Source organism: Bradyrhizobium sp. CCBAU 53338, from assembly GCF_015291665.1.
Lineage (GTDB): Bacteria > Pseudomonadota > Alphaproteobacteria > Rhizobiales > Xanthobacteraceae > Bradyrhizobium.
Genome location: NZ_CP030048.1, coordinates 2,954,847 through 2,975,887 on the forward strand (window position 1 = coordinate 2,954,847; position 21,041 = coordinate 2,975,887).

22 protein-coding genes are annotated in these 21,041 nt (G+C 65.0%); 12 read left to right on the forward strand and 10 right to left on the reverse strand.

The window, feature by feature from the left end:
• Positions 1-9: 9 nt before the first annotated feature.
• Positions 10-1,005, reverse strand: a complete 996-nt coding sequence (locus XH90_RS13650) for a P1 family peptidase (RefSeq protein WP_194481965.1) — start codon at positions 1,003-1,005, stop codon at positions 10-12.
• Positions 1,006-1,060: 55 nt separating this feature from the next.
• A complete protein-coding gene (locus XH90_RS13655) occupies positions 1,061-3,865 on the reverse strand; it encodes a PAS domain S-box protein (protein ID WP_194481966.1) in 2,805 nt (934 codons plus the stop codon).
• Between the two features lie 238 nt (positions 3,866-4,103).
• Here XH90_RS13655 and XH90_RS13660 point away from each other — a divergent pair, with 238 nt between their 5' ends.
• Positions 4,104-4,490, forward strand: a complete 387-nt coding sequence (locus XH90_RS13660) for a response regulator (RefSeq protein WP_194482682.1) — start codon at positions 4,104-4,106, stop codon at positions 4,488-4,490.
• A 79-nt stretch (positions 4,491-4,569) separates the two neighbouring features.
• On the opposite strand, the gene XH90_RS13665 is transcribed toward XH90_RS13660, so the two are convergent.
• From XH90_RS13665 to XH90_RS13685, 5 genes are all read right to left on the reverse strand, one after another.
• Complete coding sequence (locus XH90_RS13665) at positions 4,570-5,688, reverse strand: branched-chain amino acid ABC transporter substrate-binding protein (RefSeq protein ID WP_194481967.1); 1,119 nt, start codon at positions 5,686-5,688, stop codon at positions 4,570-4,572.
• A 150-nt stretch (positions 5,689-5,838) separates the two neighbouring features.
• A complete protein-coding gene (locus tag XH90_RS13670; protein WP_194481968.1) occupies positions 5,839-6,582 on the reverse strand; it encodes an ABC transporter ATP-binding protein in 744 nt (247 codons plus the stop codon).
• Positions 6,579-7,409, reverse strand: a complete 831-nt coding sequence (locus XH90_RS13675) for an ABC transporter ATP-binding protein (RefSeq protein WP_194481969.1) — start codon at positions 7,407-7,409, stop codon at positions 6,579-6,581. The genes XH90_RS13670 and XH90_RS13675 overlap by 4 nt, the downstream gene beginning before the upstream one ends.
• Positions 7,406-8,731: a high-affinity branched-chain amino acid ABC transporter permease LivM gene (livM, locus tag XH90_RS13680; protein WP_194481970.1), complete on the reverse strand. Its 1,326-nt coding sequence runs from the start codon at positions 8,729-8,731 to the stop codon at positions 7,406-7,408. The genes XH90_RS13675 and livM overlap by 4 nt, the downstream gene beginning before the upstream one ends.
• A 12-nt stretch (positions 8,732-8,743) precedes the next feature.
• Positions 8,744-9,661, reverse strand: coding sequence for a branched-chain amino acid ABC transporter permease LivH (locus tag XH90_RS13685; protein WP_194481971.1), 918 nt, complete (start codon positions 9,659-9,661; stop codon positions 8,744-8,746).
• A 290-nt stretch (positions 9,662-9,951) separates the two neighbouring features.
• On the opposite strand from XH90_RS13685, the gene XH90_RS13690 reads away from it, so the two are divergent.
• Together XH90_RS13690 and XH90_RS13695 are read left to right on the forward strand one after the other, a co-directional pair.
• Positions 9,952-10,143: a hypothetical protein gene (locus tag XH90_RS13690; RefSeq protein ID WP_194481972.1), complete on the forward strand. Its 192-nt coding sequence runs from the start codon at positions 9,952-9,954 to the stop codon at positions 10,141-10,143.
• Between the two features lie 192 nt (positions 10,144-10,335).
• Positions 10,336-10,866 (forward strand): hypothetical protein, encoded by a 531-nt coding sequence (locus XH90_RS13695; RefSeq protein ID WP_194481973.1) that lies wholly within the window; start codon positions 10,336-10,338, stop codon positions 10,864-10,866.
• On the opposite strand, the gene XH90_RS13700 is transcribed toward XH90_RS13695, so the two are convergent.
• From XH90_RS13700 to XH90_RS13710, 3 genes are all read right to left on the reverse strand, one after another.
• The gene (locus tag XH90_RS13700) at positions 10,828-11,220 is read right to left on the reverse strand and encodes a carboxymuconolactone decarboxylase family protein (protein ID WP_128950978.1); all 393 of its coding nucleotides are present in this window, start codon (positions 11,218-11,220) and stop codon (positions 10,828-10,830) included. The two genes, XH90_RS13695 and XH90_RS13700, sit on opposite strands and share 39 nt — an antisense overlap.
• A 126-nt stretch (positions 11,221-11,346) precedes the next feature.
• Positions 11,347-12,129 (reverse strand): 3-oxoadipate enol-lactonase, encoded by a 783-nt coding sequence (gene pcaD / locus XH90_RS13705; RefSeq protein WP_194481974.1) that lies wholly within the window; start codon positions 12,127-12,129, stop codon positions 11,347-11,349.
• Between the two features lie 15 nt (positions 12,130-12,144).
• Positions 12,145-13,500 (reverse strand): 3-carboxy-cis,cis-muconate cycloisomerase, encoded by a 1,356-nt coding sequence (locus XH90_RS13710; protein ID WP_194481975.1) that lies wholly within the window; start codon positions 13,498-13,500, stop codon positions 12,145-12,147.
• A 184-nt stretch (positions 13,501-13,684) separates the two neighbouring features.
• Between XH90_RS13710 and XH90_RS13715 the strand changes: the two genes are divergently transcribed.
• From XH90_RS13715 to XH90_RS13755, 9 genes are all read left to right on the forward strand, one after another.
• Positions 13,685-14,131, forward strand: a complete 447-nt coding sequence (locus tag XH90_RS13715) for a carbon monoxide dehydrogenase subunit G (RefSeq protein WP_194481976.1) — start codon at positions 13,685-13,687, stop codon at positions 14,129-14,131.
• Between the two features lie 139 nt (positions 14,132-14,270).
• Positions 14,271-14,756 carry a (2Fe-2S)-binding protein gene (locus XH90_RS13720; RefSeq protein ID WP_194481977.1) on the forward strand — a complete coding sequence of 162 codons (486 nt, stop codon included), beginning with the start codon at positions 14,271-14,273 and terminating at the stop codon, positions 14,754-14,756.
• Between the two features lie 30 nt (positions 14,757-14,786).
• Positions 14,787-15,593, forward strand: a complete 807-nt coding sequence (locus XH90_RS13725; protein ID WP_194481978.1) for a xanthine dehydrogenase family protein subunit M — start codon at positions 14,787-14,789, stop codon at positions 15,591-15,593.
• A gap of 64 nt (positions 15,594-15,657) precedes the next feature.
• Complete coding sequence (locus tag XH90_RS13730) at positions 15,658-16,566, forward strand: MoxR family ATPase (protein WP_188095444.1); 909 nt, start codon at positions 15,658-15,660, stop codon at positions 16,564-16,566.
• A gap of 139 nt (positions 16,567-16,705) precedes the next feature.
• Complete coding sequence (locus XH90_RS13735) at positions 16,706-17,908, forward strand: VWA domain-containing protein (protein WP_194481979.1); 1,203 nt, start codon at positions 16,706-16,708, stop codon at positions 17,906-17,908.
• 11 nt (positions 17,909-17,919) lie between these two features.
• The gene (locus tag XH90_RS13740) at positions 17,920-18,243 is read left to right on the forward strand and encodes an XdhC family protein (RefSeq protein ID WP_008564652.1); all 324 of its coding nucleotides are present in this window, start codon (positions 17,920-17,922) and stop codon (positions 18,241-18,243) included.
• A 2-nt stretch (positions 18,244-18,245) separates the two neighbouring features.
• On the forward strand, positions 18,246-18,947 hold the full coding sequence (locus XH90_RS13745; protein ID WP_194481980.1) for an XdhC family protein: 702 nt from the start codon (positions 18,246-18,248) through the stop codon (positions 18,945-18,947).
• Entirely contained in the window at positions 18,944-20,548 is a 1,605-nt protein-coding gene (locus XH90_RS13750) for an NTP transferase domain-containing protein (protein ID WP_194481981.1), read from the forward strand. The genes XH90_RS13745 and XH90_RS13750 overlap by 4 nt, the downstream gene beginning before the upstream one ends.
• 99 nt (positions 20,549-20,647) lie before the next feature.
• Entirely contained in the window at positions 20,648-21,037 is a 390-nt protein-coding gene (locus XH90_RS13755; protein ID WP_194481982.1) for a DUF4189 domain-containing protein, read from the forward strand.
• The last annotated feature ends 4 nt before the right edge of the window (positions 21,038-21,041 follow it).

The following is a 21,041-nucleotide window of genomic DNA, read 5'->3' on the forward strand; positions in this document are numbered from 1 at the left end:
CACTGAGGCCTAGCCGAACCGATCCTTCCATGCGGGCTGCGCGCCCGGAAATGGCAGCGCAGTCGCGCTGTAGACGCCGCGGGCGATGGCGCGGGCGACCACGTTGGCGGCGACCATGCCGAGCTCGGTCATGCCGACGATCGGATCGATCGGCTGCGCGCAGGTGGCCGCGGCGAACAGCACGTCACCATCGGTCGGCGCATGCACCGGATAGATCGCTCGCGCAAAGCCGGTGTGCGCGATCATCGCCAGCCGCTTGGCTTGTGACTTGGTCAACACCGCGTCGGTGACGACGATACCGATCGTGGTGTTCTCGCGCTCGGTTGCGGCAGGGCCGCCCTTGATGCGCATCTTGAGCATGTCGTCGCTGAATTTGTCGGGCAATCCGCGACCGCCGAACTCGCCGCCGACTTCGAACGGCGCTGCCCAGAACCACGGGCCTTCGCCGACGGTGGCGCTGCCGACCGCGTTGACGGCGATGAGCGCCGCGACCTTGACGCCGCTGCTGGTGACAGCGGACGCCGAGCCCAGTCCGCCCTTGAACGTCGCGGTGGTGGCTCCAAAGCCGGCGCCGACGCTGCCGAGCTCGAATTCCGTCCCGGCGGCGACCGCGGCAGCATAGCCGAGATCGCGATAAGGCGCGAAGCGGCCCCATGCCTTGTCGCCGCCGTTGAGCAGGTCGAACAGGATCGCGCCCGGCACGATCGGGATCAGCGCCTCGCGCACGCGGAAGCCGCGGCCCTGCTCGGCGAGCCAGGCCTGGATGCCGCCGCCGGCCTCGATCCCGAAGGCGGAGCCGCCTGACAGCGCAATCGCGTCAATGCGTTCGACCGTGTTGGCTGGATCGAGCAGCGCGTCCTCGCGCGTACCGGGGCCGCCGCCGCGGATGTCGATCGCTGCAACCGCCGGCTGGTCGAACACGATCGCCGTCACGCCCGAGGCAAGCTTTGCGTCATGGGTATGGCCGACGCGGACGCCGGCGATATCGGTGAGGAGGTTCTTCAAGGACGACACTCCAAGCGCTGCACGGCATCAGCGATAGCGCACGCGAGCGCCGCGCTCAACTCGCCAGCGCCGTCCTGAGCATCTTGGCGAGCTCCGACTTGCGGTAGGGCTTGGCGAGCAGCAGCACACCGGAATCGAGCCGGCCATGATGGACGATGGCGTTTTCGGTGTAGCCCGAGGTGAACAGAGTCTTCAGCTCCGGTCGTCGCCGTGCCGCCTCGTCGGCGAGCTGGCGGCCGTTCATGCTGCCGGGCATGATGACGTCGGTGAAGAGCAGGTCGATGTCCTTGTCGGCATCGATGATGACGAGGGCTTCGGCGGCGTTGGCCGCCTCGAGCGCGGCATAGCCGAGGCTCTTGACCTGTGTCACGACATACTGCCGCACCAGCGCGTCGTCCTCGACGATCAAAATCTTCTCGTCGCCGCCGGCGATGGGCACGTTCTGGAGCTGTTCGTAGTCGGTCTCCTGCACGCCGGTGGACCGCGGCAGGTAGATCTTCACGCTCGTGCCGTGGCCTTCCTCGCTGTAGATCTTGATGTGTCCGCCCGACTGCTTGACGAAGCCGAACACCATGCTGAGGCCGAGGCCCGTACCCTTGCCGACCTCCTTGGTCGTGAAGAAGGGATCGAACACCCGCTCGAGCAGGTCCGCCGGAATGCCCGAGCCGGTGTCGCTGACTGCGATCATCACGTAATTGCCGGCGACGACATCAGGATTCATGCTGGCATAGCCGTCGTCGAGGAAGACGTTGCGGGTCTCCAGCACCAAGGTACCGCCGTCGGGCATGGCATCGCGCGCATTCAGCGCGAGATTGAGGATGGCGGTGGAGAGCTGGCCCGGATCGACCATCGCGGGCCAGGCATCCTCGGTGAGCTGCGGCATGATCGTGATCTGCTCGCCGAGCGTCGGGTGCAATAGCTTGCCGGCCTCGAGCACCAGGGCATTGACGTCGATCTCGCGCGGCTGAAGCGGCTGCTTGCGGGCGAAGGCGAGCAGGTGCTTGGTCAACTGCGCGCCGCGCTCGGCGGCGTCGTCGATCAGCTTGGTGATGGCGGCAAGTTCCGGCCGGTCGGCGACCGCGTCCGCCAAGATACCGATCGTGCCGGTGATGACGGTGAGCACGTTGTTGAAATCGTGGGCGACGCCGCCGGTCAACTGGCCGATGGAATCCATCTTCTGCGCCTGCCGGAACTGGGCTTCGGCAGCCTGCTTCTCGGTGAGGTCGCGACCGATGAAGAAATGGCGCTTCACCGGCTCCGACCAGTTCCCCACCCAGTTCAAGGTCACCTCGTGACCGTCGTAGTGGTAGTAGCGCGCTTCGAAGCTGCGTTTGGTACGGCCGCGTCGGGCCGTGCGCATCTCGCTCCGCGTTTTTTCGAGGTCGTCGGGGTGGATGAACTCCGTCGCGCTGTGGCCGATGAAATCTTCCGGGCTGAAGCCGAGGATGTCCTTCACGCTCGGGCTGACCTGGACGAAATTGCCGTAACCGTCGGTGACCAGGATCAGATCCTGCGAGGTCTCGAAGATGCGCTCGCGTTCCTCGATCTCGCGGCGCAGCTTCTCGCGCGATTGCTTTTCCTCGGTGATGTCATGGGCGATCTTGGATGCGCCGATGATCTCGCCATTGTCCGATCGCAGCGGCGAGACGTTCAGCATGACGTCGATCTGCCGGCCGTCCTTGCGGATGCGGACCGTCTCGTGCTGGGCGATCGACTCGTTGGTGCTGACACGGTTGAGAAGGCCCCTGGCTTCGGCCTTCCGGTCTTCAGGGACGACGAGGTAGATCGACTGGCCGACCGCCTCGGCGGCGGAATAGCCGAACAGGCGCTCTGCAGCCCGGTTCCAGCCGGTGATGAGGCCGTCGAGCGACTCCGTGATGATGGCATCGTTGGAGGACTCGACCACGGCGCCGTAGAGCGCGAGGCGTTTGCCGTAATAGTCGCGGTCGAATGCCGATTGCTCGCGCAGCCGGCCGAGGAGGCCCATCGTGCTCGCCTGGAGGCGGACGTTCTCGATCAACAGCACGGCGAGGACGAAGCTCGCGGCGCAAAGCCCGTAGAGACGGCCAACGTAGAAGCCGAGATCGTAGCGGGCGACGTTGACGATCGCCGACAGCGCAATGTCGAACAGCCAGGCGCACATCGTGACCATCAGCCAGACGTCGATCACCGTATGCGGCTTGCGAAACCACAGCGTGATCAGAGCCGCGAAGCTCAAGGACCAGACGAAGGACACCACGCCGATCATGGTGGTCGTGTAGCGACCGTCCTTCAGCAGGACCGGCAGCAGATCGTGCTGCGCGGTGACGAACCAGGCGATGGCGATCATCGCGACGATCACGCCGAGGACGGCGAGCACGATCGCGCGCGCGGTCGGTCCCTCGACCTTGTCGCCGCCGTTGCCGTCCTTCAGCCATCCGTAGGCCAGCACGAACAGCGGGAACCCGCCGTGCCAGATCATATAGAGCCAGACCGTGGTCTGGGTGCTGGCGCCGAGCAGCCCGCTCGGCGCGAAAAGGCCGGGGAAGGTGAGGGCGTGGGTCAGCGCCGCCGCCGCCGTGAACAGATAGCCGGTCGACAGCAACAGCAGCGCGCGGCTGCGCAGCACGGCAAATTGCGACAGCAGGAGAACCGCGGTGATGATGTCGCTGACGGCGAGCGCCGACTGGTAACTGGCCACGAAGGCCGGCACCTGCACCAGCGGGGTTCCCGCGAACGGGACAGCCAGCGCGAACAGGACCGCTGAGATCCCGACTATCGCCAATGCTGCAGTGCGATCGCCCTGCATGGCCGGCAAGGTCGAAAGGAATGTGCTTCGGTCGTTCCTGGCGTGCACGTTGACCTCTCGCTGGGTCGGCATGGGTAGTCCACGTGACTTCATTATCGGGTGCCCTGGCCTCCATGGTAGCCGGCTCTGGGCGCGTGTCCTGAGGGGATGTGTCTGCGACTCAACCGAGGGTTACAGCTTACTTAACTCGGACAGGATATCGGAATAGGGAATCGGTAAGGTTGGCTTTACTGGACCGATCCATACTGCCTTGGCGCACGCCGCCGTTCGGATTGACCCAATTGATGATACGAATCCGGGAGTTGTTCCCATGCCCCGTGTCCTTGTTATCGACGACCAGAAGGACGTCCGCGCCATGGTCTCGATCGTGCTCCGGGTCAACCGTTATGACGTCGTTGAAGCGGAGAGCGGTGCGGCCGGCCTGACAGCCTTCGGCGAAGACGTTTTCGACGCGGCGATTGTCGACATTTTCCTGACTGACGCCAGCGGTATCGAGGTCATGGCCGCCATTCGTGATCGGGTTCCCGGATTTCCGATCGTGGCAGTGTCAGGCATGACGGCGCTGGATTTCATGGGCGAGGCGCCGGGCCTCGACGGCGTCGTCTGTCTGCAAAAGCCGTTTCGGCCGAACGACCTGTTGCAAGCGATCCGGAAGGCGCAGCAAGCGGCGGGCGGCGAACTGTCCGCAGCCGTCTGACGGTGCCCCCGAAGGAAAAAACGCCCCGGCGAACCGGGGCGTTGACGTCGATAATGGGCGAAAGGTCGGGTGCCCAGTCTCAGGTGCCGTTGGCGTTGAGCTCGGCGTAGCCGCCCTTGGCATCCCACTTGTAGACGACATAGTCGATCTGCTTGATGTCGCCCTTGGCGTCATATTCGAGCGGACCAAGCACCGTATCCCACTTGCCGGCCTTGATCGTCGTCATGACCTTCTTGGCATCGGTGGTGCCGGCCTTCTTGACCGCCTGCGACCAGACCTGCATCGCGGCATAGGTGTAGAGCGTATAGCCTTCCGGATCGATGCCCTTGGCCTTGAAGGCCTCGACGATCTTCTTCGCGGTCGGCTTGTTGCGCGGATCTGGACCGAAGGTGAACAGCGTGCCTTCGCCGGCCGGGCCCGTGATCGATGCGTATTCCTTGTCGGCCAAGGCGTCGCCCGACATCAGGATCGTCTTCATGCCCTGGTCGCGCATCTGGCGCAGGATCAGGCCGGCTTCCTGATGATAGCCGCCGACATAGACGAGATCGATATTTTCCTTCTTCAGGCGCGAGACGATCGCGTTGAAGTCCTTGTCGCCCTTGTTGTAGGACTCGTTGAGCTTCTCGGTGACGCCGGCCTTGTTGAGCGCCTTCTTGGTCTCATCCGCCAGACCCTTGCCGTAGGTGGTCTTGTCGTTGAGAATCGCGATGTTCTTGCCCTTGAAGTTCTTGGCGATGTACTGCGCCGCAATCAGGCCCTGCTGATCGTCCCGGCCGCAGACGCGCGCCACGTTCCACAGCTTGCGCTCGGTGAACAGCGGGTTGGTCGAGGCGGGCGTGATCTGGAGGACGTTACCGTCGGCGTAAGCTTCCGAAGCCGGGATCGACGACGACGAGCAGAAATGGCCGGCGACGAACGGGATCTTCGCGCCCGCGATCTTTTCGGCGACCGAGCGGGCCTGCTTGGGATCGCAGGCGTCGTCCTCGGCATCGAGCACCAGCTTCTTGCCGGCAACGCCGCCGGCTGCATTGATGTCGGCCACCGCCAGGTCGGCGCCGTTTTTCATCTGGCGGCCGAAGGCGGATTCGGTGCCGGTCATTGGGCCCGCGACTGCGATGGTGAGGTCGTCTGCGAACGCCGCCGTTGACAGCGCAACCGACGCGCCGAATGCCAGACCGATGAGTTTAAGTGATTTCATGAGATACCTCGCGGGTGATCGCCTGTGGGAGCTGCCGGGCAAGCCCGGTTCAAACCGGCGCCATTCTTCAATGAATTTTTCGAGAAGTCACCGGCAAAATACGGGCAGTTGCAAAGATATCTCGCCGTGTTCGTCCGCACGCGAGGGCCGTCAGGCGTGCCGGCCGCCTTCGAGATAGGCGGCGCGAATCTCGGGGCGCTGCAACAACTCGGCGCCTGTTCCGGCCAGCGTGATCAGGCCATTGACCATGACGTAGCCGCGGTGGGCGAGCTTCAGTGCATGATTGGCGTTCTGCTCGACGATCAGCACGGTCAGGCCGTCCTGGCGGTTCAGGGTGCGGATCGCATCGAAGATCTGCCGGGCGATGAGGGGGGCGAGCCCCAACGAGGGTTCATCGAGCAGCAACAGGCGCGGCCGGCTCATCAGCGCGCGGCCGATCGCCAGCATCTGCTGCTCGCCACCCGACAGGGTCCCGCCGCGCTGCATGACGCGTTCCTTCAGCCGTGGGAACAGCGCGAACACGCGCTGGAGGGTGCTGTCCCGTTCCGCCTCGGTGCAGCCGGTGGCGTCGGCGCCCATCTGAAGGTTTTCCGCGACGCTCATCCGCGGGAAGACGCGGCGGCCCTCCGGCGACTGGGCGATGCGCAATTGCGCGATCTGATGGGTGGGGACCGAGGTGATGTCCTTGCCTTCGTACAGGATCTGGCCGGCGCGGGCGCGCGGCTTGCCGAAGATCGTCATCATCAGCGTCGACTTGCCGGCACCGTTGGCGCCGATCAGCGCGACGATCTCGCCCGAATTGATCTCGACGTCGACGCCCTTCAGCGCCTCGATCTTGCCGTAGGCGGCGCGCAAGCCGCGGATCGCGAGCAGGGGAGTGGAAGCCGCGGTCACGACTCGCTCTCCATCACCGCAGCGGCCTCTTCCTCGTCGGTGCCGAGATAGGCGGCAATCACCCTGGGGTCATCGCGCACCTCGCGTGGCGAGCCTTGCGCGATCTTCACGCCGTGATCCATCACGACGATGTGGTCGGAGATCTCCATCACGACCGACATGTCGTGCTCGATCAGCAGGATCGAGGTGCCCTCGGCGCGGATCGAGAGCAGCAGCTCGCTCAAGGCGGCGCTCTCGCGCGCGTTCAGGCCGGCGGCAGGCTCGTCGAGGCAGAGAAGCGCAGGGCCGGTGCACATCGCGCGGGCGATCTCGAGCCGGCGCTGATCGCCATAGGAGAGGTTGCCCGCGGCATCGTCGGCGCGGTCCAGGAGGCCGACCCGTTTCAGCCAGCGGGTCGCAAGCGCGATGGCGTCCTGTTCGGCGCTGCGATAGGAGGGCACGCCGATCAGGCCGAGGAATGTGAAGCCCGAGGCCCGCATGAGCGTGTTATGCTGTGCCACCATCAGATTTTCCAGGGGCGTCATGCCCGGAAACAGGCGGATGTTCTGGAAGGTGCGCGCGATCTTCGCCTGCTTGGAGATGCGAAAATCCTTCAGCCGCTCGATTGCAAATTGGCTGCCATTCGCATGCGTCAGGCTGATGGAGCCGGCGGTCGGCTTGTAGAAGCCGGTGATGCAGTTGAACACCGTCGTCTTGCCGGCGCCGTTCGGTCCGATCAGCGCGGTGATCTTGCCGCGTTCCGCCGTGAAGGACAGCTCCTGGACGGCGACGATGCCGCCGAAGCGCATGGTGAGCTGATCGACGCTCAGAATCCGGTCGGTGCTCATCCGTGCCCCTCCTTGACGAGATCGGAGGAGATGGCTTGTGCCTTGGTCAGATACACGGTCGGCGCGCGATGGCCGATCAGGCCGCGCGGCCGCCAGATCATGATCAGGACCATCGCCATGCCGAACACCAGCATGCGGTAGGTCTCGAGGCCGCGGAACAGCTCGAAGCCGCCGATCATGGTGAGCGCGGCGAGTGCGACGCCGAGCTGCGAGCCCATGCCGCCGAGCACGACGATGGCGAGCACCAGCGCCGATTCCTGGAAGGTGAAGGATTCCGGGCTGATGAAGCCTTGCCTTGTTGCGAAGAACGCGCCGGCGAAGCCGCCGAACAACGCGCCGGTTGCGAAAGCGGTCAGCTTTGTGGTGGTGATGTTGATGCCGAGCGCGCGGCATGCGACCTCGTCCTCGCGCAACGCCTCCCAGGCGCGACCGATCGGCAGGCGCCGCAGGCGGATCGTCACCCAGTTGGTGAGCAGCGCCAGCGCAAGGATCAGATAGAACAGGAAGACGATGCGGTGGGTCGGCGAGTAGTCGATGCCGAGCTTTGCCGCCAGCCCGTCGTCGCTGTTGTCAAGCGGGATGCCGAACAAAGTGGGGCGGGGAATATCCGAGACGCCGTTCGGCCCGCCGGTCAGATCCTGCCAGTTGATGATGACGAGCCGGATGATCTCGCCGAAGGCGAGGGTTACGATGGCGAGATAGTCGCCGCGCAGCCGCAGCACCGGAAAGCCGAGCATCACGCCCCAGAGCGCGGCCAGCATACCGGCGAGCGGCAGGCAGACCCAGAACGACCAGCCGAAATTGGTCGCGAGCAGGGCGTAGGAATAGGCCCCCACCGCATAGAAGGCGACGTAGCCGAGATCGAGGAGCCCCGCGAGCCCGACCACCACGTTCAGTCCCCAGCCCAGCATCACATAGGTGAGGACGAGGATCGCGAGGTCGAGAATGTAGCGCTGATTGTAGAAGATCACCGGCACCAACAGGGCGAAGACGAGAAGCGCAGGCGCGAGGAACCTGCCGAGATATGACATGCCGCGCTGCACCACCGGCGGCACCAGCTTCTCCGCGCCGGCCGGCCCGATCCACTGCCGCAGCAATTCAAGGACGATGGAGCCACCGAAGACGAGGCCGACGATGGAGGCGAGATCGCCCAAGCGCGTCCAGTAGATCAGCTGCCCCTCGGGGCCGGCCTCGGTGCGGATGCCGATCATCAGCGAGAACAGCACCAGCGCGACGAACGCACTGAGGAAGGCTTTTTTCAGGATGAACGGGATGTCCGTTGTGCGGCTGACATGCGTGGTTTCGGTTGAAGGGGCTGTCACGCGCTGGGCCTGTCAGACTTTTTCGACTTCGGGACGGCCGAGCAGGCCGGTCGGCATGAAGATCAGGACGATGATCAGGATCGAGAAGGCGGCGACGTCCTTGTACTCCACGGAGAAATAAGCCGACCAGAAGGTTTCGATCAGGCCGATCGCAAGACCGCCCAGTACCGCGCCGGGCAGCGACCCGATGCCGCCCAGCACGGCCGCGGTGAAGGCCTTGATGCCGGCGACGAAACCCATGTTGAAATCGACCTGGCCGTAATAGAGCAGGTACATCATGCCGGCGACCGCGGCGAGCGCCGCACCGATCACGAAGGTCATCGAGATGGTGCGATCGACGTCGACGCCGAGCAGCGCCGCCATGGTCTGGTCCTGCTCGCAGGCGCGCATGTCGCGCCCGAGCCGCGTGCGCGAGACGAGCCAGGTGAAGATCAACAGGAGCACGATCGTGGTGACCACCACCACGATCTGCATGTTGGAGAGCCGCACCACAAAACCGTCGGCACCTTCATGCAGCGTGTAGCCGCCGGTGATGATCGGGGGAACCGGCTTGACGCGGGCGCCTTGGGCGACCTGCGAATAGTTCGACAGCACGAAGGACATGCCGATCGCCGACAGCATCGGCGCAAGACGGAAGGAGTGCCGCAGCGGCCGGTAGGCGATGCGCTCGACTGTCCAGCCATAGAGTGCGGTGACCGCCATCGCGACCAGCAGAACGACCAGCAGGATCAGTGGGATCGCGGTCAGACCGAGCGAGACCAGAATGAGGAAAGAGATCAGTGCGATGAAGCCGCCGACCATGAAGATGTCGCCATGAGCGAAGTTGATCATGCCGACGATGCCGTAGACCATCGTGTAGCCGATCGCGATCAGGCCGTAGATGGAGCCGAGCACGAGGCCGTTGATGAGCTGCTGGGCGAAATAATCCATGCGCTGCCGTTACCCAAACCTGACGCGATTGAAAGGGAGGAGTTCGAGAGAGTGTGTACGTTTCTTCTCGGGCCCCGGCAGCCCTTGAGCGTTCTTCCTATTTTGTAACAGGAGGGAACTGGCGGCTGCAACTGGCCATGTCTTGTCAAAAAGGCTTGTACAGAGGTCATTTTGGTGACTGACGTCAGCTTCCGGTTCCCGCAACCGCGAGGAACCGGGATCCGCAGGGCAACCAAATCAGCCGCCGGCTGTTGTCTCGCTACTTGCGTCCAACAAGGGAGTTTCCCCCAATGACGAAGCAGCAAAACCAGAATCCGGGCCAGCAGAACCAGGGTGCCGGCCAGCAGCGCCCAAGCCAGCAACCGGGGCAGCAGCAGGGTGGCGGCCAGAAGCCCGGACAGCAGCAGCAGCACGACCCAATGCGCCAGGGCGACAAGCCCGGCCAGCAGCAGGGCGGGCGGCAGGACAACAGATTGGATTGAACGCCCAAGCGTAACGTGGACAGGCGTAACGTCGAGTGGGCCCCGCCAAGAGGCGGGGCCTTTTTCTTTGGATGAACCGCCCAGCCGGGCGATTAAGGTAAACGAAGGGTTTAAATTGCCGCCACAGTCCGATGCGAGTTAGCTCCCGGCAACGCCTTCTGTCGAAGGCGCGTAGACGAAGCGGGAAGCGGCATGTTCAGGAATTGGCGGATCGGCTCGATCAACGGCGCGGTGCTGGCGGCCTATTTCATTCCGGCCTGGACGCTGGTCGCCTTCAGCATCTTTGTGGCGCCGGTGCATGGCCTCTATGAACGGCCGAGCGTCGCGGTTGCGCTGTTCCTCAGCGATCACCTCCAGATGTCCGGCATGAGCACGGTGCGTGCCGCCTGGCTGCTGGCGCTCGGACGGCTGACCGTCGTGGCGTTCTTCGCGATCTATCTCGCGCTGCTCGCCATTCCGCGCACCCGCAAGAGCGGGGCCAGCGATGAGGCGCTCGGCATTGCGCTGGCGATCGGCAGCCTGATCTCGTTCGCGAGCATGGTGATGGCTTCGAAGGTCGGGGAGATGGCCGCACTTCGCCTGCACGCCACCGAGCTGTTGCTCCTGCTCAGCGCCGCCATCGTCTTGGTGATCGAACGGCCGGCGCCCGCGCCGAAGACCGTGGACGCTACGGAAACCGTGCCGCTAGCCTTTGACGAGGCCGAGCTCCTGCACAATCGCTGAGGCTTCCTTGACGGCGTGGTTCGCCGCGGGAACGCCGCAATAGATTGCCTGCTGCAACAGGATTTCCTTGATGTCGTCGGGGGTGAAGCCGCCCTCGGCCAGCGCCGCGCGCACATGCAGGCGGAATTCATCCCATTGTCCGAGTGCGACCATGGTGCCGATCACCAGCACCCGCCGCGTGCGCTCGTCGAAATGCGGCCGCGTCCAGATCTCGCCCCAGGCGTAGCGCGTGATCATGTCCTGGAAGTCGGTGTTGAAGGCATTGCGGTTGGCGATCGACTTGTCGACCCAGGCATTGCCCAGCACCTTGCGGCGTACGGTCATGCCGGCATCGCGGCGTTTCTGGTCGTCCATTCTATCCTCCAGTGAGTCATTCCGGGGTGCCTCGAGGAGGCGAGCCCGGAATCTCGAAGTGGCGAACTGCGGATCGAGATTCCGGGTTCTATGCTTCGCATCGCTCCGGAATGACGATGTGCGTTGTCAGCGCTGCGTCAAAAATCCCACCACCGCGTCCGTGAACGCGTGCGGCTGCTCGACGTTGGAAATGTGGGCGGCGTCGATGATGGTCATGCTGGCGCCGGGAATGTTGGAGCGGATCAATTCGCCCGCCGAGATCGGCGTCGCCACGTCGTGGCGGCCGGCGATCACCAAAGTCGGGCTCTTGATGTCAGGAAGCAGCGCGCGCTGGTCGAGCGTCGACAGCGCCTCGCAACAGGCGAGGTAACCCTCGACGGGGGTGGCGAGCAGCATCGCCTTCATCCTTGCAGTGATATCTGGCTCGCGCTCGCGGAAATCCTGGGTCAGCCAGCCGGCGATCACGCCGTCAGCGACCGCGGCGATGCCGCCTTTCTTCACGGCATCGATGCGCTCCAGCCATTTGGTCGGCTCGGCATAGTAGCAGGAGGTGTTGGCGAGGATGAGCTTGCCGAATCGTTCAGGCGCGTTGGCGCCCAGCCATTGCCCCACCATGCCGCCCATCGACAGTCCGCACCAGTGCACCTTCTCGATGTTGAGATCGTCGAGGATCGCAAGCACATCGCGGCCGAAGCGCTCCATCGTATAGGGGGCGGGCGGGACATTGGACTTGCCGTGGCCGCGGCGGTCGTAGCGAATGACGCGGAACACCTGCGTCAGCGCCTTCATCTGCGGCTCCCACATCTGAAGCGTGCAGCCGAGCGAGTTGGAGAGCATCAGGGTCGGCCCGCCGTCGCGGCCCTCGACGGAGACGTTGATCAGGCAACCGTCGGCATCGATCATGGGCATGCGGCGTCTCCGTATCTATTCGCGATCGAGGCTGCCGAGCAGCCGGTCGATCAGAGCTTGAGAGGCCCCTTGATAGGCCATCGGCTCGAACAATGCCGCAATTTTCTCCGGCGCGAGATGCGTGGTGACCTGCGAATCGGCCGAGAGCACCTCGCGCAGGTGTTTCTTCTCGGCGACCGCGCGCTTGCTCGCCGCCTCGATCAGATGATGCGCGTCGCTCTTGCCGATCTTGTCGGCGAGCGCAAAGGTGACGGCCTCCGCCATGATCAGCCCATGCGTCGCATCGAGATTGCTGCGCATGCGCGCGGCATCGACATCGAGCCCTTCGGCGATGTCGACGATGGCGGCGAGTGCGCCCGAAGTGACCAGCATCAATTGCGGCAACGTCGGCCATTCCGCGTGCCAGGGACCTGCGCTGCGCTCGTGGTCCTGCACCTGCGCAGCGAATATCGTTGCGGCAAGCTGGGGCGCCATGGTCGCGCAGCCGAGCGCGCTTGCGGCGGCGACCGGGTTGCGCTTGTGCGGCATGGTCGAGGAGCCCCCGCGGCCTTCGCCGGCGGGCTCGAACGCTTCGCCGACGTCGGTCTGCATCATCAGCGAGACGTCGCGCGCGATCTTGCCGCAGCTTCCGGCGAGGATCGCAAAGCTAGACGCGGCTTCGGCAATTCGATCGCGATGGGTGTGCCAGGGCGCCTCCGGGAGCGGCAAGTTCAGTTCCTGAGCCAGCCGTTCGGCGACCGCGAGCCCCTTGTCGCCGAGCGCTGCGAGCGTGCCGGCGGCGCCGCCGAATTGCAGCGCCAGGCCCTCGCGACGGAGCCGCCGCAGGCGGCAGCGGGCGCGGGCGAGGCCCGAGGCGTATTCAGCGGCCTTCAATCCGAACGGCATCGGCAGGGCGTGCTGCAGCCAGGTCCGGGCCACCATCGCGGTGTTGCGATGGCGCCGGGCCAGCGCAGCAAAGCCATTGATGGCGCGGCTGAGGTCGGCGTCCAGCGCATCGATTGCTGCGCGCAGGGTCAGCATGGTCGCGGTGTCGATGACGTCCTGGCTGGTCGCGCCCCAATGCACGTAGCGCGCGGCCTCGCCGTCGGCCTTGCCGACTTTGGCGGTCAGCGTCTTGACCAGGGGAATTGCGAGATTGCCAGACCGGGTCGCGGCTTCCGCCAGCGCGGCCATGTCGATGGTTTCGGCCTTGCAGGCCGCTTCGATCGGGCCCACCGCTGACGCGGGAATCACACCGGTGGCAGCCTCGGCCCGGGCCAGGGCTGCCTCGAAATCGAGCATGTTCTGCAGGATGGAGCGGTCGTCGCAGACGGCTCGCATGGCCGTACTCGACAGCATCGGCGCAAGCAGGGGGGAGAGGGCTGTGCTCATGTTGCGCGGGACCTAATCACCATGCTCCGGCTCTGCCAATCCCTGACGGGCCACACAAGACTTTTTGCAGGTGCGAATATGCATTGCACGTGACCGGGGGCTGCCCTTTCCTTTGCGGGCTCCGTGCGTTACTTGAGCAATATTATTCCTGTGTGATCCAAGTCTGACATCCCGGAGGCATCCCATGGCCATGACAATGAATGGCGAAGTCCAGCTTGCGGCGCCGCGCGAGGCCGTGTGGGAAAAACTCAACGACCCCGCGGTGCTGAAGGCCTGCATCCCCGGCTGCGAGGAATTGGAGAAGACCGACGACGGTGGTTTTCGCGCGACGGCGAAAATGAAGGTCGGCCCGGTCTCGGCGCGCTTCAAGGGTAAGGTGATGCTCAGCGATCTAGACCCACCGAACGGCTACAAGATCTCGGGCGAAGGCGAGGGCGGCGTGGCCGGCTTTGCCAAGGGCGGCGCAGCCGTGAGGCTTGCCGAGAAGGATGGCGGCACGCTGCTCTCTTACGACGTCGAGGCGCAGATCGGCGGCAAGTTGGCGCAGCTTGGACAGCGCCTGATCAACGGCACCGCCAAGAAGCTGGCCGACGAGTTTTTCGCGAATTTCGCCAAGGCGGTACAGGGCTAGAGGGTATCGCCTATTGTCATGGCGGCTTGCGTCCCGGGCAATGTTGCCCCAGCGGACAATGGCCCATATGATGGGTTGGAATAATTATAAAAAAGAACCGCTTCGACGGGACCCGTCGGGGCGCTGATAGAGAGTGCTTATGGCAAAAATCTCCCTCATCGTGAACGGCAATCCTGTTACCGGCAATGTCGACCCGCGTACGCTTCTGGTGCAGTTCCTGCGCGAGAATCTGCGGCTGACCGGCACCCATGTCGGCTGCGACACCTCGCAGTGCGGCGCCTGCGTCGTGCATCTCGACGGCAAGGCCGTGAAGTCCTGCACCACGCTGGCCGTGATGGCCGACGGCCACGAGGTCAGGACCATCGAGGGACTGGCGGCCGACGGCGCGCCGCTGCATCCGATGCAGGAAGCCTTCCGTGAGCACCATGGTCTTCAGTGCGGCTTCTGCACGCCGGGCATGATCATGACCGCGATCGACATCGTCCATCGCAAGGGCCACGAGCTCGACGACCATACGATCCGGGAAGAACTAGAAGGCAATCTCTGCCGCTGCACCGGCTACCAGAACATCGTCGCCTCGATCGCCGCCGGCGCGAAGGCGATGGCGAAATCCGATCTCGCGTAACCGCGCGCCCTCCGCGATCAGGACACCCTCATGTACGAATTCAAATACCACCGCCCCGGGACCGTGCGGCAGGCTGCCAATCTCCTGGTAAAGAACGAAGACGCCAAGGTGATTGCGGGCGGCCACACGCTGATTCCCGTCATGAAGCAGCGGCTCGCGAGCCCGCCGCATCTGGTCGACCTCTCCCATATCGAGGGATTGAACGCGATCGAGATGAAGGGCCGTTCGCTGGTGATCGGCGCCACCGCCAAGCATGCCGAGGTCGCGACCTCCGCCATCGTCGGCGAGGCTATCCCAGCGCTTGCCAATCTCGCCAGCCAGATCGGTGATCCCGCGGTGCGCCACAAGGGCACGATCGGCGGCTCGCTCGCCAACAACGATCCGACTGCGGATTATCCGGCCGCCGTGCTTGCGCTTGGCGCGACCATCGTCACCAACAAGCGGCGTCTCAAGGCGGAAGAGTTTTTCCAGGGCCTGTTCTCCACCGCGCTGGAAGCCGACGAGATCATCACCAAGGTGATGTTCCCGCTGCCGAAGAAGGCCGCCTACATCAAGTTCCGCAACCAGGCTTCGCGTTACGCGCTGGTTGGCGTCTTCGTGGCGCGGCGTCCCTCGGACGTGCGGGTCGCTGTCACCGGCGCCGGCTCGGACGGCGTGTTCCGCGTCGAGGCCTATGAGGAGGCGCTGAAGAAGCGGTTCTCGTCCAAGGTGCTCGACGGCATCGAGGTGCCGGCGGAAGGGCTGAACAGCGACATCCATGGCAGCGCCGAATACCGCGCCCATCTCATCGGCGTGCTGACGCGGCGCGCCCTCGACGCCGCCAACGCCAAGGAGTAAGTCCTCCTCACGCTCTGGCCGAATACTTGCCCGTTGTGAGGGCGTAGCGAGACTGGCTCTTTACATGACCTCAGCGACCCTGCCGGCATCGGTCGATGCGATGCTCGAACTCCTGACTTCGCGCGGCTATCTCGCCGAGCGGTCGCTGGCGACGGTGACGTATCTGTCGCTGCGCATGGGCCGGCCGCTGTTTCTCGAAGGCGAGGCCGGCGTCGGCAAGACCGAGATCGCAAAGGTGCTGTCGGCGGCGCTGGGACGGAAGCTGATCCGTCTCCAGTGCTACGAAGGCCTCGACGTCTCTTCGGCGGTCTATGAGTGGAACAGCGCGGCGCAGATGATCGCGATCCGGATGGCGGAAGCCGCCGGCGACACCGATCGCGAGCAGCTATCGAGCGACATCTTCGCCGACCGCTACATGATCAAGCGGCCGCTGCTCCAGGCGCTGGAGCCTGACGTTGCCGGTCCGCCGGTGCTGCTGATCGACGAGCTCGACCGCGCCGACGAGGCGTTCGAGGCGTACCTCCTGGAAATCCTCAGCGACTTCCAGGTGACGATCCCCGAATTCGGCACCGTGAAGGCGCCGCATCCGCCGATCGTCATCATCACCTCCAACCGCACCCGCGAAATTCACGACGCGCTGAAGCGGCGCTGTCTGTATCACTGGGTCGACTATCCCGCCGCCGAGCGCGAGCTCGCGATCGTCAAGACCCGCGTGCCCGGCATCTCCGCCAAGCTGTCGCAGCAGGTCGTCCGCTTCGTGCAGGCGCTGCGCAACCAGGACTTCTACAAATCGCCTGGCGTCGCCGAGACCATCGACTGGGCCACCGCGCTGTCCGAGCTCGACGCCCGCTCGCTGACCCCGCAAGTGGTCGGCGACACGCTGGGCGCGCTGCTCAAATACCAGGACGACATCACGCGGATGCAGGGCGACACCCTGCAGAAGGTGCTGAAGGAAGCGACGAGCGAGAATTGACGCGCGTGCGTCATAACGAACTCGTCATCCCGGGGCGTGCGTAGCGCGAGCCCGGAATCCATACTCCCGATCGTGGTTATGGATTCCGGGCTCGCCGCTTGCGCGGCGCCCCGGAATGACGGGAAGATGGGAAACCACCATGGCCATCAACCACCTCGCGCCTGACAAGACGGAGCAATTCGCCGACAACATCGTCGGCTTTGCCCGCGCGCTGCGCGCGACCGGCATGCCGGTCGGCCCGGGTGCGGTGATCGATGCCATGAACGCGCTGCAGGTAATCGACATCGGCAGCCGTGCCGACGTCTTCACCACGCTGGAGGCGATCTTCGTCAAGCGTCATGAGCATGCGCTGATCTTCAAGCAGGCCTTCAACCTGTTCTTCCGCGCCTCCGAAGAGTGGAAGCACATGCTGGATTCGGTGCCGTTGCCCGATGGCGCCAAGAAGAAGCCGCCAGCCGCCGCGCGCCGCGTGCAGGAGGCGATGTCGCAGCCGCGCATGACGGAGACGCCGCAGCACCAGGAGCAGGATCTGCGCCTGTCGGTCTCCGACAAGGAGATCCTTCAGAAGAAGGATTTCGCGCAGATGAGCGCCGCCGAAATCGCCGAGGCGCTGCGTGCCATCCAGATGATGCGGCTGCCGCAGGCGGAGCTCCTGACCCGCCGGCACCAGCCCGATCCGCGCGGCCTGCGGCTCGACATGCGCCGCACGCTGCGGGCGTCGTTGCGCACCGGCGGCGACATCATCGACATCCATCGCCTCGGGCGGATCGAGAAGCCGGCCCCGATCGTGGCGCTGCTCGACATCTCCGGCTCGATGAGCGAGTACACCCGCCTGTTCCTGCATTTCCTTCATGCCATTGGCGATGCGCGCAAGCGCGTTTCGGTGTTCCTGTTCGGCACGCGGCTGACCAATGTGACGCGCGCGTTACGCCAGCGCGATCCCGACGAGGCACTGGCGAGCTGCTCGGCGGCGGTCGAGGACTGGGCCGGCGGCACCCGCATCGCGACCTCGCTGCACAACTTCAACAAATTGTGGGCGCGCCGCGTCCTGAGCCAGGGCGCCATCGTGCTGCTGATCTCCGACGGGCTGGAGCGGGAGGCCGATTCCAAGCTCGCCTTCGAGATGGACCGGCTGCACCGCTCCTGCCGGCGGCTGATCTGGCTGAACCCGCTGCTGCGGTTCGGCGGCTTCGAGGCCAAGGCCCAGGGCATCAAAATGATGCTTCCGCACGTTGACGAATTCCGCCCCGTGCATAATTTGAGTTCGATCCAGGAGCTGATCACCACGCTCTCCCGGCCGCTGCCGCCGCATCACCGCAGCCTGATCCGCTCCGCAGCCTGAGAGGCCAAGCCATGCTCGATCGCGACGAGGACATTCTGAAGGCGGCGGAGGACTGGCAGAAGGCCGGCCGTGGCGTCGCACTGGCGACCGTCGTCGAGACCTGGGGTTCGGCCCCGCGCCCGGCGGGCTCGAGCCTGGTCATCAACGACGAGGGCACGTTTCTGGGGTCTGTCTCCGGCGGCTGCGTCGAGGGCGCCGTGGTCACCGAGGCCATGGACGTGATCGAGAGCGGCAAGCCGAAGATGCTCGAGTTCGGCGTCGCCGACGAGACCGCCTGGAATGTCGGACTGTCCTGCGGCGGGACCATCCGTGTCTTCGTCGAGAAGGTCGGCTAGCCGTGAAGCTCGCAATCCTCCACGAACTCAACGCCGAGCGTGCCGCGCGGCGGCCGGTGATTTTGGTGACGGACACCGAGAGCGGCGAGCAGCGCCTGGTAAAGGCGGCTGACTTCGCCAAGGACCCGCTGCGCGCCGAGCTGGACAAGCAGCTTCGCATGGGCAAGAGCGCCAATGTCGAGGCCGGCGGCAAGAAGCTGTTTTTCAACGTCTACGCGCCGACGGCAAAGCTCGTCATCGTCGGCGCGGTCCATATCAGCCAGGCCCTCGCGCCGCTCGCGCGCTCGCTCGGCTATGACGTCACTGTCGTCGATCCGCGCACAGCCTTTGCGAGCCCCGAGCGCTTCCCCGACATTCCGTTGGTCGCGGAGTGGCCTGATACCGCGTTGCCGCCGCTCAATGTCGACGCCTATACGGCGTTCGTCGCCGTGACGCACGATCCCAAGATCGACGATCCGGCGCTGCTGCATGCCTTCGAGCGCAACTGCTTCTATATCGGCGCGCTCGGCTCGCGAAAGACGCATGCCAAGCGCGGCGACCGGCTCCGGGCGCAGGGCGCAAAGGACTCTGACATCGCGCGCATCCACGCGCCCATCGGCCTTGCGATCGGCGCGGTCTCGCCGTCCGAGATCGCGGTGTCGATCATGGCCGAGATCACGGCGGTGCTTCGCCTGCCACCCAAAGAAAAAGAAGAAGCGGCATGAAGTTCGGCCCGGCGAGCCCGAGGGATGCGATCGGCGGGGTGACCGTCCACACCCTGCGCCAGGGGCCGCTGGTGCTGAAGAAAGGCACGACGATCGGGCCTGCCGAGGTCGAGGCGCTGGACCGTGCCGGCATCAAGGACATCGTCGTGGTGCGCATGGAGGCGGGCGACGTCTCCGAGGACGTCGCGGCCGCCAGCATTGCGCTCGCCATCGGCGGCGAGGGCATTCATGTCGAGCGCGCCTTCACCGGCCGCGCCAATCTGTTTGCCGCGCGCCCGGGCCTGCTGGTGATCGACCGCGCTGCCGTAGACCGCGTCAACAATGTCGACGAGGCCATCACCTTCGCCACCCTCTCCGCCTACAAGCCGGTGGTCGAAGGCGAGATGGTCGGCACGGTCAAGATCATCCCGTTCGGCGTTGAAGGAAATTTGCGCGATGCCGCGGTGAAGGCCGCCGGCAAGGACGTGCTGAAAATCGCGCCTTACGTGATCAAGCGCGTCGGCGTGGTCTCGACGCTGTTGCCGGGGCTTTCCTCGAAGGTGATCGACAAGACGCTGCGCGTCACTGCCGAGCGGCTCGCGCCGGCTGGCGCTACCATCATCGCCGAACGGCGGGTGCAGCACGACGAGCGCGCGCTCTCGGCTGCGATCAAGGAGCTGCTCGCACTCGGCGCCGAGCTCGTGATCGTGTTTGGCGCCTCTGCAATTGCCGACCGCCGCGATGTGATTCCGGCTGCGGTGACCGAGATCGGCGGTGAGATCGAGCATTTCGGCATGCCGGTCGATCCCGGCAATCTGTTGCTGATCGCGCGCGCCGGCAGCGTGCCGGTGCTGGGTGCGCCCGGCTGCGCGCGCTCGCCGGTCGAGAACGGGTTCGACTGGGTGCTGATGCGGCTGCTCGCCGGCATCAAGGTGACGCGCTCCGAATTGATGGGCATGGGCGTCGGCGGCCTGCTGATGGAGATCGTGACGCGGCCGCAGCCGCGAGCCAAGCCCGAGACCGAGGGTAACAGCCAGGTCGCGGCGATCGTGCTCGCGGCGGGCCGCTCGACCCGCATGGGCGGGCCGAACAAGCTGCTTGCCGAACTCGACGGCAAGAAGCTGGTGCGCATCGCGACCGAGCAGGCGCTGGCTTCGAAAGCCTCCGAGGTGATCGTCGTCACCGGTCATCAGACCGAGCTCGTCGAGCAGGCGTTGCAAGGCTTGAACGTACGCTTCGTCAAGAACCCGGATTTCGCGGGCGGCATCGCGAGCTCGGTGAAAGCAGGGATCGCGGCCGTGTCCGAAGCGTGCGACGGCGCCGTGGTTTGCCTCGGCGACATGCCGCTGATCGATGCCGGCCTGATCGACCGCCTCATCGACGGCTTTGCGCCTGATCGCGGCAACCTCATCGTCGTGCCCGTGAGCGAAGGCCGCCGCGGCAATCCCGTGCTATGGTCGCGGCGCTTCTTCAAGGAGTTGATGACCCTCGACGGCGATGTCGGCGCGCGGCACCTGATCGCCAGGCATACGGAAGCCGTCGCCGAAGTGCCCGTCGACGGCGAAGGCGCCTTCCTCGACATCGACACGCCGCAGGCGCTGGAAGCCGCACGGCGCGGATAGCACCTCGCAATCGTACCAATTTCAACCCCCCGTTCACCATCTGGAAACGACCGCCGCTTAGAGTCCTCGCCACCTGCCTTGGGGGGAGGGGTTTTTTCCATGGCTTCGAGTGTCGTCGCGCGCCGTTGCGCGATGTTTTTCTTTGGGTTGTCGGTTTGTGTCGCCGGCGCCCGTCACATCACCGCAGCGCATGCGGCCGGCGCGTTTGCCGTCGGCAAATGCGGCGCCTACGGCCAGGCCTATGATTACGGTGCCGAGCACGAAGCGCGTGCCGCTGCTCGAAAGCAGTGCAAGGGCGAATGCACGACGGTGACGATGAAGCATGCCTGCGCGGCGATGTCGGTCGACATGGCCAACCCCTGCGGCGCCTATGGCTACGCCGTGAAGCCGAAGATCTCGGCCACGCTCAATGCCGCCACGCGCGAATGCTACAAATATGGCGGCAAGGAATGCGTGATCCGCGCCTGGGCCTGCGACGCCAAAGGCTGATCAA

What these genes read in the sequence shown, in the direction of transcription:
- XH90_RS13655 (WP_194481966.1), bottom strand. Translation starts at nt 3,865, where the DNA reads ATGCCGACCCAGCGAGAGGTCAACGTGCACGCCAGGAACGACCGAAGC.
- XH90_RS13660 (WP_194482682.1), top strand. Translation starts at nt 4,104, where the DNA reads ATGCCCCGTGTCCTTGTTATCGACGACCAGAAGGACGTCCGCGCCATG.
- XH90_RS13665 (WP_194481967.1), bottom strand. Translation starts at nt 5,688, where the DNA reads ATGAAATCACTTAAACTCATCGGTCTGGCATTCGGCGCGTCGGTTGCG.
- XH90_RS13675 (WP_194481969.1), bottom strand. Translation starts at nt 7,409, where the DNA reads ATGAGCACCGACCGGATTCTGAGCGTCGATCAGCTCACCATGCGCTTC.
- XH90_RS13685 (WP_194481971.1), bottom strand. Translation starts at nt 9,661, where the DNA reads ATGGATTATTTCGCCCAGCAGCTCATCAACGGCCTCGTGCTCGGCTCC.
- XH90_RS13690 (WP_194481972.1), top strand. Translation starts at nt 9,952, where the DNA reads ATGACGAAGCAGCAAAACCAGAATCCGGGCCAGCAGAACCAGGGTGCC.
- XH90_RS13695 (WP_194481973.1), top strand. Translation starts at nt 10,336, where the DNA reads ATGTTCAGGAATTGGCGGATCGGCTCGATCAACGGCGCGGTGCTGGCG.
- XH90_RS13700 (WP_128950978.1), bottom strand. Translation starts at nt 11,220, where the DNA reads ATGGACGACCAGAAACGCCGCGATGCCGGCATGACCGTACGCCGCAAG.
- pcaD (WP_194481974.1), bottom strand. Translation starts at nt 12,129, where the DNA reads ATGCCCATGATCGATGCCGACGGTTGCCTGATCAACGTCTCCGTCGAG.
- XH90_RS13710 (WP_194481975.1), bottom strand. Translation starts at nt 13,500, where the DNA reads ATGAGCACAGCCCTCTCCCCCCTGCTTGCGCCGATGCTGTCGAGTACG.
- XH90_RS13715 (WP_194481976.1), top strand. Translation starts at nt 13,685, where the DNA reads ATGGCCATGACAATGAATGGCGAAGTCCAGCTTGCGGCGCCGCGCGAG.
- XH90_RS13720 (WP_194481977.1), top strand. Translation starts at nt 14,271, where the DNA reads ATGGCAAAAATCTCCCTCATCGTGAACGGCAATCCTGTTACCGGCAAT.
- XH90_RS13725 (WP_194481978.1), top strand. Translation starts at nt 14,787, where the DNA reads ATGTACGAATTCAAATACCACCGCCCCGGGACCGTGCGGCAGGCTGCC.
- XH90_RS13730 (WP_188095444.1), top strand. Translation starts at nt 15,658, where the DNA reads ATGACCTCAGCGACCCTGCCGGCATCGGTCGATGCGATGCTCGAACTC.
- XH90_RS13735 (WP_194481979.1), top strand. Translation starts at nt 16,706, where the DNA reads ATGGCCATCAACCACCTCGCGCCTGACAAGACGGAGCAATTCGCCGAC.
- XH90_RS13740 (WP_008564652.1), top strand. Translation starts at nt 17,920, where the DNA reads ATGCTCGATCGCGACGAGGACATTCTGAAGGCGGCGGAGGACTGGCAG.
- XH90_RS13750 (WP_194481981.1), top strand. Translation starts at nt 18,944, where the DNA reads ATGAAGTTCGGCCCGGCGAGCCCGAGGGATGCGATCGGCGGGGTGACC.
- XH90_RS13755 (WP_194481982.1), top strand. Translation starts at nt 20,648, where the DNA reads ATGGCTTCGAGTGTCGTCGCGCGCCGTTGCGCGATGTTTTTCTTTGGG.